Below are 14080 nucleotides of genomic sequence, written 5' to 3'. Positions count from 1 at the left end.
GTACTTCGGGGGAACTATTCGCCGGCGCTGAACAGGCCTTCGGTGAGCGACCAGTGGGTGCCCGTGAAGGTCTGGATGCCGACCGATTCGAGCGGGAAGCCGTCGCCCGCACCGGTTTTCATGGTGATTCCGGGCAGCAGCAGGCCCGCCGAGACGTCGTCGAGGGAGCGCATCGCCTCGCGCAGGCCCTCCCTGGTGGGGCACTTCGCGGCGGCCATCGTCTTGTGGAAGCTCTCGGCCATGGCCCAGCCGCCCATCGTGTGCTGGTTCTCCGGGTCGGCGCCCTGCCCGTACTGCGCCAGCTTCGCGCGGTAGGTCTGCATGCCCGCGTCGCCTGCCCAGCGCGGGTCGGCCGCGTCCTTGAGGAAGGCCGCGGTCACCGCGCCGCGCACGTTCTCCAGGCCGACCGGCCGCAGGGTGGCCATCGTGTTCGACACCTGGGTCACCACGTGCAGCGGATTCCACTCGGTGTTGCGCACATCGGCGGCCAGTGCCTGCGAGGCGAATTTCGGGGTCGAGAAGTTCAGCAGCACATCGGCTTTGGAGTTGGCCAGATTGCGGACCTGCGGGTCGACGGTGGGATCGGTGACCTCGAAGCTCTGCTGCGCGACGACCTTCACCCCGCTGCCCGCGATGCCCTCGGTGAAGGCGCCCAGCAGATCCTTGCCGAAATCGTCGTTCTGGTAGAGCACGGCCACCGTGGCGTTCGGGCGCTGCTTCTCGATGTACTCGGCGTAGGCGCTCGCCTCGGTGTGGTAGCTGGGCTGCCAGCCGATGGTCCACGGATGTTCGGTGTCGGTGCCGAATTTCGTGGCGCCGGTGGCGACGAACACCTGCGGCACCTGCCGCTGGTCGAGGTAGTCGACGACGGCCGATGAGGTCGCCGTGCCCAGGGTCTGGAAGATCGCGAACACCTGGTCCTGCTCGACCAGGCGGCGGGTCTCCTCGACGGTCTTGGGCGGCTGGTAGCTGTCGTCGCGCACCAGGTACTCGACCTTGCGTCCGTTGATGCCGCCCTGTTCGGCGTTGATGTAGTCGAAGTAGGCCTTGATGCCCTTGGGTACCTCACCGTAGGCCGAGGCCGGGCCCGACAGCGGGTACACCCCGCCCAGCTTGATGGCGGTGTCGGTGATGCCGGTTGTCTGCTGCCCCCGGCAGTCGCCCGAGCCGACGGTGCCGGTGTCGGCGCCGCGGCCGCCGCACGCGGTGAGCGTCGCGAGCAGTGCCGCCGCCAGGCCGAGGGCGTGGAACGCCTTAGTGCGCATGTGATTTCCCTTTCCGAACCAGAGGTCCGAGCTGTCGCGTCAGGCGGCCGGCCAGCCCGGCCAGACCCGTGGGCGCGAGGTACATGACCGCGATGATCAGCAGTCCGAAGATGACGCCGGGCGCCGCCTGATTGACGTCCTGGGCGAAGCTCGGAACGAACAGCACGAACAGTCCGCCGAGCAGCGGTCCCCAGGTGGTGCCGAGCCCCCCGACGACGAGCCCGGCCAGCAGCGTCACCGACAGCGTCAGCGCGAACGAGTCCGGCGAGACGAAGGCGATCACCCAGGTGTAGACACACCCGGCCACCCCGGCGAGCAGCGCGCTCCAGGCGAAGGCCAGGGTTTTGTAGTGGGCCAGGTTCACCCCGAGCACCTCGGCCGCGATCTCGTTGTCGCGCACCGCGTGCAGCGCGCGCCCGACCCGCGACCGCAGCATGCCGGCGACCAGCGCGAAGCTCGCGATGGTGACGGCCAGTGCCAGGAAGTACAGCCACTGGTCCTCGGCCAGTCCGGTCCACGCCGGCGGCTGGGGCTTGGTGACGGTGATGCCCATCGAGCCGCCGGTCAGCCCGTCGAAGCGCTTGAGCAGCGGGACGAGGAAGATCGCGATCGCCAAGGTGACCAGCGCGAGGTAGAGCCCGCGCAGCCGCAGCGCCGGGATGCCGAGCGCGAACCCGAGGACGAAGGTCACCGCCGCGGCGATCGGGAGCGTCGCGAAATACGGTGCGTCCCAGTGGTGCATCGCGACGGCCGCCGTGTACGCGCCGACCGCGAAGAACGCGCCGTGGCCGAGGGAGATCTGCCCGGTGTGGCCGACCAGCAGGTTCAGCCCGAGCAGGGTGACCGCGTAGATCATGGCCATGGCCAGCTGGAAGGTGTGGAAGGGCACCAGCTGGAACGGCGCGGCGCAGGCCACCAGCACCACGGCCGCCGTGGCGATCGTGGTCCACCGCCATCGGTTGACGCCGCGAACGACCGCCTTCGCCGGTGGCGCGGCCGAGGGTGCCGTGGTCGGGACTGTGTTCAACTCGCTCATACCCGCTCCACCGCCGCGTGTCCGAACAGACCTTGCGGGCGCACCAGCAGCACGCCCAGGATGATCACCAGCGGCACACCGATCTTGAGTTCGGTGCCGATCGCTTCGACATACGCGCCGGTGAGAGTTTCGGCGACGCCGACGATCAGACCGCCCGCCACCGCGCCCCCGGGCGAGTCGAACCCGCCGAGGGTGGCCGCGGCGAAGGCGTAGAGCAGAACTCCGCCCATCATGTTGGGTTCGAGGAACAGCAGCGGTGCCGACAGCACGCCCGAGACCGCGCCGACCAGCGCGGCCAGACCCCAGCCGAGCGCGAGCACCGTGCCCACCCGAATGCCGACCAGCCGGGCCGAGGCCGGATTGCAGGCCACCGCCCGCATGGCCAGGCCGATCCCGGTGTAGCGGAACAGCAGATACAGCAGGCCCATCACCACGCCGACGACGGCGAGAATCCCGAGGCTGCCGTAGCCGACGCTCACGCCGCCGCCGCGGAAAGCGCCCTCCGGGAACGGATTCGGGAACGACTTCACCTGGTACGACCAGATCCAGCCCGCCACCGCGTTGACGGTGAAGAACAGGCCGACCGTCACGATCACCAGGGTGATCTCCGGCGCGCCCTCGACCGGGCGGATGATCACCCGTTCGATGAGCATGCCCGCGCCGAAGGACAGCGCCAGGGTGAGCGGCAGCGCCACCCAGAACGGCATCGTCTGGCTCAGCTGCCAGGCCAGGAACGCCGAGAACATGGCCAGCTCGCCCTGGGCGAAATTGACGATCCCGGTGAAGCGGTAGATCAGGACCAGTGCCAGGGCCAGCCCGGCGTAGATCGCGCCCGCCGAGATTCCCTCGACGAGCTGCTGGACGAATTCGGTCACGGCCGCACCCGGATTCCGAGATAGGACCGGGTGACCTGCTCGTCGGCCCGGATCTGTGCCGCGGTGCCCGACAACACGATCCGCCCGGTCTCGAGCACATGCGCCTGGTGGGCGATGCCCAGCGCCAGGTGCGCGTTCTGTTCGACGACGATCACAGTGGTGCGTTCCTCTTCGTTGATGGTGTGCACGATCCCGAACAGCTCCTGGGTCACCAGCGGCGACAACCCCAGCGAGGGTTCGTCGAGCAGCAGCACCCGCGGCCGCAGCAGCAGCGCCCGGCCGATCGCGAGCATCTGCTGCTGGCCGCCGGACAACCCGCCCGCCGGGTCGCGCCGTTTGTCGCGCAGGATCGGGAAGTAGTCGTAGACACGGCGCAGGTCGGCTTCGACGGCCGGGCGATCACGGCGGGTGTAGGCGCCGAGCCGCAGGTTCTCCTCGACCGACAGCGGCGCGAAGGTGCCGCGCCCTTCCGGCACGTGGGCCACGCCGAGCCGGGCCATGGCCTCCGGCGCGCGGCCGGTCACCTCGGTCTCGCCCAGCCGCAGCGTGCCGCGGACCTTGACCATGCCGCACAGCGCGCGCAGCAGCGTCGTCTTGCCCGCGCCGTTGGGGCCGAGGATCGCGCACACCTCGCCCTCGGCGACCCCGAAGCTCACACCGTGCAGGACCTTCGCCGCGCCGTAGCCGGCGTGCAGGTCGGTCACCGTCAGGAAATCCGTCACTGCCGCCGCCGGCCGCTGATCGCTCACGCCGCGGCCCCCAGGTAGGCGCGGATGACCGCCGGATTTCGCTGCACCGCTTCGGGTTCGCCCTCGGCGATGACCGCGCCGAACTCCAGACACACCACCCGGTCGCAGGTGCCCATGACGAAGCCCATGTGATGTTCGACGACCACCACGGTCAGGTCGAGGTCGGCCCGCAGTCCACGCAGCAGTTCGGCGAACTCGTCGACCTCGCCGTGGCTGAGGCCGTTCACCGGCTCGTCGAGCAGGAGCAGCCGCGGCCGCACCGCGAGTGCCCTGGCCAGTTCGATCCGTTTCAGCGTGCCGAAGGGCAGCCCCGCCGCCGGATGGTCGGCGACGGCGGCCAGGTCCAGCCGGGCGAGCAACTCGTCGGCCTCGGCGCGCAGCGCGCGTTCCTCGCGCCGGACCCTCGGCGCGCGCAGGCCCGCCGAGAGGAACCCCGCCCCGGCCCGGTGGTGCGCGCCGACGAGGACGTTGTCGCGCACCGACATCCGGGGGAACAGGCCCAGGTTCTGGAAGGTGCGGGCGATACCGAGCCCGGCCAGCGCGTCGGGGCGCACCGTGGACAGATCGGCGTCGCGGAACCGCAGCGTGCCCGAGGTCGGGCGGTGGCGCCGGGTGAGGCCGTTGAACAGGGTGGTCTTGCCTGCGCCGTTCGGGCCGATCAGGCCGACCATCTCGCCGGCAGCCACCGTGAACCCGACCTCCCGCAGGGCGGTGATGCCGCCGAAGCGCACCGTCAGGTTGGTTATCTCGAGCATGGCGTCGACATTAAGTTCGCAGTTCATGGGCCACATCGGACGCAGCGGACCAAGTTTCGCCGCCGATCTCGTCCACGGCGGACATGGCGGTGCCGGGCGCGCCGCCGACAGGTTGACACCGGCAAACCGGACATGCACACTTCCCGGATATGTCAGCTGGATCACAGTCGCTCGCCGTGCCGCCGGGATCGGTGCAGGCCGAGCGTGTCCGGATCGTCGGCTGCGCCTACGCCCACGCCGACGACATCGCCGACGACGTGATGGCCAAGATCCGGGAGGAGCTGCCCGGCTACGGCACCGACGATCCCGGCTTCCTCGCCGACGTCCACGACCAGCTGGCCCGGCTGAGCCGCACCGGCCTCGGTGCCCTGCTCGAACGCAAGCGCGTCACCCCCGCCGATGTCACCTACGCGAGGCAGGCCGCCGCCCGGCGCGCCAGGTCGGGACTGCCGCTGGTCGACTACATCGCCGCGTTCCGCCTCGGCCAGCGCGCCATCTGGAAGTCGCTGCTCGCCCACGCGGGCGACAGCGAGGCAGGGCGGGAAGCGGTGTTGTCACTGGCGGGCCCGCTGGCCCGCTACACCGATCTGATCAGCAACCAGGCCACCGACGCCTATCTGGAATTCCAGCAGTACGTGGCGGCCGAGTCGGGCCGGGACGGCCAAGCGCTGATGGACGCGCTGCTCGACGGCACCCTGCCCACGGGCGGGCCGCACCTGTCGGTGGCCACCGCGCACGGTATCGGTGCCGACCGCACCACGCCGCTGCTCGTCGTCACCGCCGTCGTCCTCGAGCCGGGCGAAACCCAGGGCGACACAGCGCGTCTGGTGTCGGCGGCGGCCGCGCGGGTCGGCGTCAACGGATTGCGCACACTGTCGGTCGTGCGTGGCGGCGAGATCGTGGCGATTCCCGCACTGGGCCGCGACGGGTCGGCCGAGCAGCTGTGCGAGCGGTTGCGCGCGATGCGCGCGGAGCTGGCCGCCGAGGGGATCGCGCTGGCCATCGGCGTGAGCACCGCGGTCACCGAGGTCGCCCAGATCCCGCGCGCCTATCGCCAGGCCCAGGCCGCGCTCGCGCTGCTGCCCGAGGACGGCGGCGTGCTCGCGCTGCCGCAGCTCACCCCGTTCCGCTACCTGCTGCTGCGCGCCGACGACACCACCCGTCAGCTCGTCGACCCGCGCGTGGGCGCCGCGCTGGCCGACGACCGCGCCCGCGGCGGCTCGCTCGCGGAGACCATCCGCGCCTTCGCCGCCGCCGACATGAACCTGCGCGAAGCGGCCGACACCCTGCGCATCCATCTCAACACCGCCAAGTACCGGATCGGGCGCATCCAGGAACTCACCGGCCGCAATGTGCGCAGCGTGAACGATCTGGTCGAGCTGCTGGTGGCGATCGAACTGCAGACCGGGCAGTCCGGTCGGCCGGGCGCGGCTGTTATAAACGACGCATGAGTCTGGATCCCGCCATCGCCGCACGTCTCAAGCGCAACGAGGCGGGTCTGGTCGCCGCCGTCGCGCAGGAGAAGTCGACCGGCGACGTGCTGATGATGGCCTGGATGGACGACGAGGCGCTGGCCCGGACGCTCGAAACCCGCAGGGGCACCTACTATTCGCGGTCGCGTCAGCAGTACTGGGTCAAGGGGGAGACCTCGGGCCACACCCAGTACGTGCACGAGGTGCGGCTGGACTGCGACGGAGATACCGTCCTGCTGATCGTCGACCAGGAGGGCGCGGCCTGTCACACCGGCACGCACACCTGCTTCGACACCGACGTGCTGCTGGCCGCGGACTAGCAGCTCTCTTCGGCGAGCACGGCGTTCAGCCGCGTCGACACCGTTTCCCCGAGGTCGGCCAGCTGCGCGATCTGTTCGGGGTCGAGCGCGTCGAGGACCAGCCTGCGCACCGCGTCGACATAGCCCGGTGCGGCCGCGAGCACCTTCTCGAATCCTTCGTCGGTGAGTACCGCGTTGACGCCGCGCCTGCCCGCGGTGGTGTCGCGACGCGCCCAGCCGAGTCGCTCCAGTTTGGACACCACATGGGAGAGTCGCGATAGCGACGCGTTTGCTTTGTGGGCGAGATCACTCAGTTGCAGGCGATGGCCCGGCTCCTCGGAGAGCAGGCTGAGGACCCGGAACTCGAAGTGGGTCAGCCCCGACTCGCGTTGCAGCCGGGTGTCGAGGGCGCCGGGGATCCTGGCCATGAGCGCGACGATCGCCTGCCATGCGCGCTGTTCGACGGGGTCGAGCCACTGAGTGCTCACCGGCACTGCCTCATGGGCGGACGACAGGGCTGGTGTACTGGGGCGCGCACCGGATCGAGTTTGCCACGACGTCGCTGTGCCGTCCCCGAGTTGACCGCGGTCGTGAGGTCACTCACAACGCGGCGGGGAGAACTATCGCGGCTACTCGGCGGGGGTGATCGGCGGCTCGGGAACCTGGACCGCCTTGGCGGCCTTGCGTCGGTTGAGGCCGCGCTTGCCCATCAGCGCGAGCACCGCGAGGAAGATCAGCCCGGCCACGAGGGCGCCGACGAGGCAGGCGCCGCGGAAGGCGGGCGCGTCGACGTCGAGAATGCGCTGACCGGCGTGCGCGGCGTTGTTGCCGCCCAGCACGATGGTCAGCGTCATGAGATTGGGGATCGCGCCCACCAGGGCGATGACGACCGCGGCGCCCGCGATGAACTTGCCGCCCTTGCGTTTCCACATGCGAACAGCCAGCAACAGCAACAGCAGCGGGACCAGGGTGAAGACCAGTCCGTAGACCAGGCCCCACCAGATGCCGGAGGAGAAGCTGCCGTGCACCATCGAGCCGATGCGCTGGGCCCACCAGCGCGGAATGAACGACGCGAGAATGAAATAGGCGATCACCAGCACGATCGCCGTGGCGACCGTGATGATCGCCCGATTCCGCCACACGACGGCCGTGGATTTCTGACCGTTCGACTGCACCTCGCCGGTTGTCATGTCCCCAAGGGTAGAGGCGGGTACGCCGCCGGGCGCCGATCCGGCGCCCGGCGTTTTTCGCGGGCGGTGGCTATTCGGTGGCGTTCGCGCGCTCGCGCAGGAAGGCCAGTGCCTCGTCGGCGTGCACGGCGGCGCGCAGCTCGCCGGTGACGATCTTCAGGATGGTGCCGTCGGTGTCGATGACGAAGGTGTGCCGCTTGACCGGGGCGAGCTTGCCGAGCAGCCCGCGCTTGACACCGAACGCCGCGGCCACCGTGCCGTCGGCGTCGGACAGCACCGGGTACTCGAGCCGCTGCTTGGCGGCGAACCCGGCCTGCACCTCGGCACTGTCGGTGCTGATGCCGGCGCACGAGGCGCCCACCGCGGCGAATTCGGCGCTCAGATCACGGAAATGGCAGGCCTCGGCCGTGCACACGGGGGTGTTCGCGGCGGGATAGAAGAACAACACGAGGGGTCCGTCGGCGAGCAAGCTGTCGAGCGTGCGGAGCTGGGCGGACTGGTCGGGGAGCGCGAACTGGGGAGCGCGCTGGCCTGGCTGCATAGTCGCCAACCCTAGTGACCGTGCCGGTCCGACGAAAGATCCCCGTCCGCCCGCGAACGGGGATCTGTTCGGTCGTGCCCGGTGCCGCCCCCGACGGACCGCGCCGGGCTAGCGCTGCAGCAGCGCCGCGATCTCGGGGTTGCGGATCTCCATCACGTCGAGGATGCCGTGCACGCGCAACATCGGCTCGAGCTCCCGGATGCGGTCGCGGTGCCCGGCGTATTCCACCGGGAAACGCTTCTCGTCCAGGTCCTCCATGGCCTTGGCGTAGGTGACGAAGGACGTCAACGCGTTCGCCGCGGACATTTGACCGGGACCGTAGTGCTGCTGCGACGGGGCGACCATCCGGCCGTCCTGTGCGCCCTGGTGCGAGGGGTACAACATTGCTCCTCTCGGAAAGGGGATTACCGCATGCGACATGGAACGCGCGCGAGTGTAGTGATATCGATCACCGCCCGTCGCGGCGCGGGGGTCGGGCCAGCGCACGGGCGCCGCGCCGCGCCTGGGATGATGGGGAAATGCAGGGCGCGTCGACACCAACCACCACGACCCGCGACCAGTTCCGGCTGCTCGCCGCCGAACACCGGGTGGTCCCGGTGACCCGAAAGGTCTTGGCGGACTCCGAGACTCCGCTCTCGGCCTACCGGAAGCTGGCCGACGACCGGCCGGGCACCTTCCTGTTCGAGTCCGCCGAGAACGGGCGATCGTGGTCGCGCTGGTCGTTCATCGGCGCGGGCAGCCCGTCGGCGCTCACCGTCGTCGACGGCGAGGCGGCCTGGCTGGGCGCGGTGCCCGCCGACGCCCCGTCCGGCGGCGATCCGCTGCGCGCGCTGCACGAGACCCTCGAGCTCCTGCGCACCGAGCGCCTGCCCGGCCTGCCGCCGCTGACCGGCGGCCTGGTCGGCTATCTCGGCTACGACGCGGTGCGCCGCATCGAACGCCTGCCCGAGCTCGCCGACGACGATCTGGCGCTGCCGGAACTGGTGCTCATGCTGGCCACCGACCTGGCCGCGTTCGACCACCACGAGGGCGCGATCACCCTCATCGCCAACGCGGTGAACTGGAACGGCACCGACGAGAACGCCGACGCCGCCTACGACGACGCCGTCGCCCGCCTGGACCGGATGACCGCCGCGCTGGCCGCCCCGGCGCCCTCGACCGTGTCGGTGTTCGACCAGCCGGAGCCGGAGTTCCTGCGCCGCCGCACCACCGAGGAATTCGGCGCGGGCGTGCGCAGGCTGATCAAGGAGATCGAGGCGGGCGAGGCTTTCCAGGTGGTGCTCTCGCAGCGCTTCGAGATGGACTACAGCGGTTCGCCGCTGGCGGTCTACCGGATGCTGCGCGCCTCGAACCCGAGCCCGTACATGTACCTCATGCACATTCCCGACGGCGACGGTGGCACAGCGTTCTCGATCGTCGGCTCCAGCCCGGAATCGCTCGTCACCGTGAAGGACGGGGTCGCCACGACGCACCCGATCGCCGGCACCCGCTGGCGCGGGACGAGCGCCGAGGACGACATCCTGCTCGAGAAGGACCTGCTGGCCGACGAGAAGGAGAACGCCGAGCACCTCATGCTCGTCGACCTCGGGCGCAACGATCTGGGCCGGGTGTGCCGCCCCGGCACGGTCCGGGTGACCCAGTACCGCCACGTCGAGCGCTACAGCCACGTGATGCACCTGGTGTCCACGGTGTCCGGTCAGCTCGCCGAGGGCAAGATCGCGCTCGACGCCGTGCAGGCCTGCTTCCCGGCAGGCACCCTGTCCGGCGCGCCCAAGGTGCGGGCGATGGAACTCATCGAGGAGCTGGAACCGACCCGGCGCGGGATCTACGGCGGTGTCGTCGGCTACCTCGACTTCGCCGGCGACGCCGATACCGCCATCGCGATCCGCACCGCGCTGCTCAAGGACGGCACCGCCTACGTCCAGGCCGGTGCCGGCGTGGTCGCCGACTCCGATCCCGTCTACGAGGACACCGAGGCCCGCAACAAGGCCATGGCCGTGCTCAAGGCGATCGCCGCCGCGCAGACCCTGCGGACCTACGAGGGCGGCGGCGCATGAGTCCGGCCCCGGCGCGCGTCCTCCGGGAGGTCGCGGCATGAGCGAGGAACCCGCCCCGGTACCGGCCGCCGTGCCCGCTCGCGCCCCCAAGCCGGTCGTCCCGGTGGCGCTGCTGGCGCTCGCCGCCGCGGGCCTGTGGGTGTCGTCCAGGATGACCTGGGTGACCGTGCACTCCGCCGACGGCCTCACCGAACCGCGCACCGACGATCTCGACGGCGCCACCTGGTTCGGCGCGCTCACCCCGCTCGCGCTCGTGCTGGTCGCGGCGATCGCGGCGGTGTTCGCGGTGAAGGGCGCCCTGCGCCAGTTGCTCGGCGTGGTGATCGCGGTGATCGCCGCCGTCGCCGCGGTGCCCGGCTTCGCGCTGGCCGCCGGGGCGGGCCGGACCGAGGAGCGGGCGGGCACGCTGGCCGAGCTGCCGGTGCGCGCGGTCGTCAGCGGCGCCGATGTCCACCTGGCGCCCGCGATCCTGTCGATCGTGGCGGCCGGACTCGCGCTGGTCGCCGGTGTCCTGCTGACCCGCAGGCCGGGGGAGAGCAGTCAGCTGTCCGGCAAGTACGACAACCCGGTGTTCCGCCGTGCCGACGCCAGCGCGCAGGTGAGCAAACGGCGCGACGAGACCGGGACCGCCGCGCCGCTGTCGGACCGGGTGCTGTGGGACGCGCTCGACGCGGGCACCGACCCGACCGACACCGCCGAGGGACCCGACGACGACGGCGCGTCGCCGGGCCGCACGCCGTGACCCGCCGCAGCTCCACCGTGGTGACCCCGGCCCGCCGGGCGGCAGTGACCCCCGGCACCCCCGCCGCAGTGACACGGGCGGCGGCCATTTATTCTTGTCCAGCATCGGTGAGACAGCGCCTGAGGGGACTCTCAGGTGAGAAGTTCGTCTCCCCAGAAAGGATTCGAGCCAGATGACGGTACTCGACTCGATTCTCGACGGGGTTCGGGCGGATGTTGCCGCTCGCGAAGCCCTCCTCGATTTTCAGGCGATCAAAGCCGCGGCGGCCGCCGCCCCGGCTCCGCTCAACGCGGCCGCCGCGTTGCACGAGGACGGGATCGGTGTCATCGCCGAGGTGAAGCGTGCCAGCCCCTCCAAGGGCGCGCTGGCCGACATCCCGGACCCCGCCGTCCTGGCCAAGGCCTACGAAGACGGTGGCGCCCGCATCATCAGCGTGCTCACCGAGGGCCGTCGCTTCGGCGGCTCGCTCGACGACCTCGACGCGGTCCGCGCGGCCGTGAACATCCCGGTCCTGCGCAAGGACTTCGTCGTCGGCCCGTACCAGATCCACGAGGCCCGCGCGCACGGCGCCGACGTGATCCTGCTGATCGTGGCGGCGCTCGAACAGGACGTGCTGTCCTCGCTGATCGACCGCACCGAATCACTGGGCATGACCGCTCTCGTGGAAGTACACACCGAGGAAGAGGCCGACCGCGCCCTGGAAGCGGGCGCCTCGGTGATCGGTGTCAACGCGCGCAACCTCAAGACCCTGGAAGTGGACCGCGACGTGTTCGCCCGGATCGCCCCCGGCCTGCCCTCGGAGGTCATCCGGGTGGCCGAGTCCGGCATCCGCGGCACCGCCGACCTGCTGGCCTACGCCGGCGCGGGTGCCGACGCGGTGCTCGTCGGCGAGGGCCTGGTGACCAGCGGAAACCCGCGTGCCGCGGTGTCGGAGCTGGTGACCGCCGGTACCCACCCGTCCTGCCCGAAGCCGGCCCGGCGGAGCATCCGGTGAGCGCGCTGCCCCAGGCCAGCGCCGGCGTCGCCCAGCACAGCGACTACGAGCCCGACGCGGGCGGCCACTTCGGCGTCTACGGCGGACGGCACGTCCCCGAGGCGCTGATGGCGGTGATCGAGGAGGTCACCGCCGAGTACGACAAGGTCCGGAGCGATCACGGCTTCCTCGACGAACTCGACCGGCTCCAGCGCGACTACACCGGCCGTCCGTCGCCGGTGTTCGAATGCCGCAACCTGGCCGAACACGCCGGTGGCGCGCGGATCTTCCTCAAGCGCGAGGACCTCAACCACACCGGCTCGCACAAGATCAACAATGTGCTCGGGCAGGCGCTGCTGGCCAAGCGGATGGGCAAGACCCGCGTCATCGCCGAGACCGGCGCCGGTCAGCACGGTGTGGCCACCGCGACGGCGTGCGCACTGCTCGGCCTGGACTGCGTCATCTACATGGGCGCCGTCGACACCGCCCGCCAGGCGCTGAACGTGGCCAGGATGCGGCTGCTCGGCGCCGAGGTCGTCTCGGTGACCACCGGCTCGCAGACCCTGAAGGACGCCATCAACGAGGCGCTGCGCGATTGGGTCTCGCATGCCGACGACACCTACTACTGCTTCGGCACCGCCGCGGGCCCGCACCCGTTCCCGCTGATGGTGCGCGATTTCCAGCGCATCATCGGGATCGAGGCGCGCGAGCAGATCATCGAGCGCGCGGGTCGGCTGCCCGAGGCGGTCGTAGCCTGCGTCGGCGGCGGGTCCAACGCCATCGGCATCTTCCACGCCTTCATCCCCGACGCCGGTGTCCGGCTGATCGGCTACGAGGCGGCAGGCGACGGCGTCGAGACCGGGCGGCACGCGGCCACCTTCACCGGCGGCACCCCCGGCGCGTTCCAGGGCGCCTACTCGTACCTGCTCCAGGACGAGGACGGCCAGACCATCGAATCGCATTCGATCTCGGCCGGACTCGACTACCCGGGCGTCGGCCCCGAGCACGCCCACCTCAAGGACATCGGCCGCGCCGAGTACGCGCCGATCACCGACACCGAGGCCATGGACGCGCTGTTGCTGTTGTCGCGTTCGGAGGGCATCATCCCGGCGATCGAGTCCGCGCACGCGGTGGCCGGGGCGCTGAAGCTCGGCAAGGAGCTCGGCGAGGGCGCGATCATCCTGGTCAACCTGTCCGGTCGCGGCGACAAGGACATGGACACCGCGGGCCGCTGGTTCGGCCTGTTCGACGACGACGCCGAGGAGAACGCGCAGTGAGTCAGCAGTCCCGTCTCGCGAACACGTTCGCGGCGGCGCGTGGCGAGGGCAGGGCCGCCCTGATCGGCTACCTGCCCGCGGGCTACCCCGACCTGGCCGGGTCCATCGAGGTGTGCCGGACCATGGTCGAATCCGGGTGCGACATCATCGAGGTCGGCGTCGCCTACTCCGATCCGGTCATGGACGGCCCCACCATCCAGGCCGCCGCCGAGCAGGCGCTGCGCGGCGGTGTGCGGGTGCGCGACGTGTTCTCCGTCGTCGAGGCGATCACCGCCGCCGGCGGGCAGGCCGTCGTGATGAGCTACTGGAACCCGGTGCTCAAATACGGCGTCGACACCTTCGCCCGCGACCTGGCCGCGGCCGGTGGCGCCGGGATCATCACGCCCAACCTGATCCCCGACGAGGCCGACGACTGGTTCGTCGCCTCCGCCACGCACAACCTGGACCGCATCTTCCTGGTCGCGCCGTCCTCCACCGAGGAACGCCTGGTGAAGACGCTCGAGGCCTCGCGCGGTTTCATCTACGCCGCCTCCACCATGGGCGTCACCGGCGCGCGTGACGCGGTCTCCTCGGCCGCCCCCGCGCTGTGCGCCCGCATCCGCGCGCATTCCGACATCCCGATCGGCGTCGGCCTCGGCGTGCGCTCGGGCGCCCAGGCCGCCGAGATCGCCGCCTACGCCGACGGCGTGATCGTCGGCTCGGCCCTGGTCACGGCCGCCGCCGAGGGCCTGGACGCGGTCCGCGCGCTGACCTCGGAACTCGCCGAAGGCGTGCGCTCGGCGACCGTGCGCTCCTAGTCGCGCCGCGGGGCCCGCCCCCCCGCCCCCCGGGGGGGGGGGGCGCGGGGAC

At 70.9% G+C, this 14080-nt stretch carries 16 protein-coding genes; 7 read left to right on the top strand and 9 right to left on the bottom strand.

Going from position 1 to position 14080, the window contains the following annotated elements; genetic code table 11:
- Nucleotides 1-14 precede the first annotated feature (14 nt).
- Genes QH270_RS30720 through QH270_RS30700 form a run of 5 tightly spaced genes read right to left on the bottom strand, consistent with a single transcriptional unit; the run spans nucleotide 15 to nucleotide 4707 of the window.
- Nucleotides 15-1265 (bottom strand): ABC transporter substrate-binding protein, encoded by a 1251-nt coding sequence (locus QH270_RS30720; protein WP_280347838.1) that lies wholly within the window; start codon nucleotides 1263-1265, stop codon nucleotides 15-17.
- Entirely contained in the window at nucleotides 1255-2301 is a 1047-nt protein-coding gene (locus tag QH270_RS30715) for a branched-chain amino acid ABC transporter permease (protein ID WP_280347836.1), read from the bottom strand. Before QH270_RS30715 ends, QH270_RS30720 begins: the two co-directional genes overlap by 11 nt.
- Nucleotides 2298-3176, bottom strand: a complete 879-nt coding sequence (locus tag QH270_RS30710; RefSeq protein ID WP_280347834.1) for a branched-chain amino acid ABC transporter permease — start codon at nucleotides 3174-3176, stop codon at nucleotides 2298-2300. Before QH270_RS30710 ends, QH270_RS30715 begins: the two co-directional genes overlap by 4 nt.
- A complete protein-coding gene (locus QH270_RS30705) occupies nucleotides 3173-3925 on the bottom strand; it encodes an ABC transporter ATP-binding protein (RefSeq protein WP_280347832.1) in 753 nt (250 codons plus the stop codon). Before QH270_RS30705 ends, QH270_RS30710 begins: the two co-directional genes overlap by 4 nt.
- A complete protein-coding gene (locus QH270_RS30700; RefSeq protein WP_280347830.1) occupies nucleotides 3922-4707 on the bottom strand; it encodes an ABC transporter ATP-binding protein in 786 nt (261 codons plus the stop codon). The genes QH270_RS30705 and QH270_RS30700 overlap by 4 nt, the downstream gene beginning before the upstream one ends.
- A 122-nt stretch (nucleotides 4708-4829) precedes the next feature.
- On the opposite strand from QH270_RS30700, the gene QH270_RS30695 reads away from it, so the two are divergent.
- Both QH270_RS30695 and hisI read left to right on the top strand, forming a co-directional pair.
- Nucleotides 4830-6131 carry a PucR family transcriptional regulator gene (locus tag QH270_RS30695; RefSeq protein ID WP_280347828.1) on the top strand — a complete coding sequence of 434 codons (1302 nt, stop codon included), beginning with the start codon at nucleotides 4830-4832 and terminating at the stop codon, nucleotides 6129-6131.
- A complete protein-coding gene (hisI, locus tag QH270_RS30690) occupies nucleotides 6128-6472 on the top strand; it encodes a phosphoribosyl-AMP cyclohydrolase (RefSeq protein WP_110040397.1) in 345 nt (114 codons plus the stop codon). The genes QH270_RS30695 and hisI overlap by 4 nt, the downstream gene beginning before the upstream one ends.
- Here hisI and QH270_RS30685 read toward each other — a convergent pair.
- The 4 genes from QH270_RS30685 to QH270_RS30670 form a co-directional block, all read right to left on the bottom strand.
- A complete protein-coding gene (locus QH270_RS30685; RefSeq protein WP_280347872.1) occupies nucleotides 6469-6879 on the bottom strand; it encodes a MarR family winged helix-turn-helix transcriptional regulator in 411 nt (136 codons plus the stop codon). The two genes, hisI and QH270_RS30685, sit on opposite strands and share 4 nt — an antisense overlap.
- Before the next feature lie 201 nt (nucleotides 6880-7080).
- Nucleotides 7081-7641: a permease gene (locus QH270_RS30680; protein WP_280347826.1), complete on the bottom strand. Its 561-nt coding sequence runs from the start codon at nucleotides 7639-7641 to the stop codon at nucleotides 7081-7083.
- A 70-nt stretch (nucleotides 7642-7711) separates the two neighbouring features.
- Nucleotides 7712-8182 carry a peroxiredoxin gene (locus QH270_RS30675; protein WP_233001747.1) on the bottom strand — a complete coding sequence of 157 codons (471 nt, stop codon included), beginning with the start codon at nucleotides 8180-8182 and terminating at the stop codon, nucleotides 7712-7714.
- A 108-nt stretch (nucleotides 8183-8290) separates the two neighbouring features.
- Nucleotides 8291-8566 carry a hypothetical protein gene (locus tag QH270_RS30670; protein WP_280347825.1) on the bottom strand — a complete coding sequence of 92 codons (276 nt, stop codon included), beginning with the start codon at nucleotides 8564-8566 and terminating at the stop codon, nucleotides 8291-8293.
- Nucleotides 8567-8700: 134 nt separating this feature from the next.
- Between QH270_RS30670 and QH270_RS30665 the strand changes: the two genes are divergently transcribed.
- From QH270_RS30665 to trpA, 5 genes are all read left to right on the top strand, one after another.
- Nucleotides 8701-10239, top strand: a complete 1539-nt coding sequence (locus QH270_RS30665; RefSeq protein ID WP_280347823.1) for an anthranilate synthase component I — start codon at nucleotides 8701-8703, stop codon at nucleotides 10237-10239.
- A 37-nt stretch (nucleotides 10240-10276) separates the two neighbouring features.
- Nucleotides 10277-10981 (top strand): TIGR02234 family membrane protein, encoded by a 705-nt coding sequence (locus tag QH270_RS30660; protein WP_280347822.1) that lies wholly within the window; start codon nucleotides 10277-10279, stop codon nucleotides 10979-10981.
- Nucleotides 10982-11153: 172 nt separating this feature from the next.
- Nucleotides 11154-11975, top strand: coding sequence for an indole-3-glycerol phosphate synthase TrpC (gene trpC / locus QH270_RS30655; protein WP_280347821.1), 822 nt, complete (start codon nucleotides 11154-11156; stop codon nucleotides 11973-11975).
- Nucleotides 11972-13231, top strand: a complete 1260-nt coding sequence (trpB, locus tag QH270_RS30650) for a tryptophan synthase subunit beta (RefSeq protein WP_280347819.1) — start codon at nucleotides 11972-11974, stop codon at nucleotides 13229-13231. Before trpC ends, trpB begins: the two co-directional genes overlap by 4 nt.
- Nucleotides 13228-14028, top strand: coding sequence for a tryptophan synthase subunit alpha (trpA, locus tag QH270_RS30645; RefSeq protein WP_280347817.1), 801 nt, complete (start codon nucleotides 13228-13230; stop codon nucleotides 14026-14028). Before trpB ends, trpA begins: the two co-directional genes overlap by 4 nt.
- The last annotated feature ends 52 nt before the right edge of the window (nucleotides 14029-14080 follow it).

Origin of the sequence: Nocardia neocaledoniensis (assembly GCF_029868625.1) — a bacterium.
Taxonomy (GTDB): domain Bacteria; phylum Actinomycetota; class Actinomycetes; order Mycobacteriales; family Mycobacteriaceae; genus Nocardia; species Nocardia neocaledoniensis_A.
The sequence above is the reverse complement of the archived record's forward strand: the minus strand, read 5'-3'. Positions and strand labels throughout refer to the sequence as shown.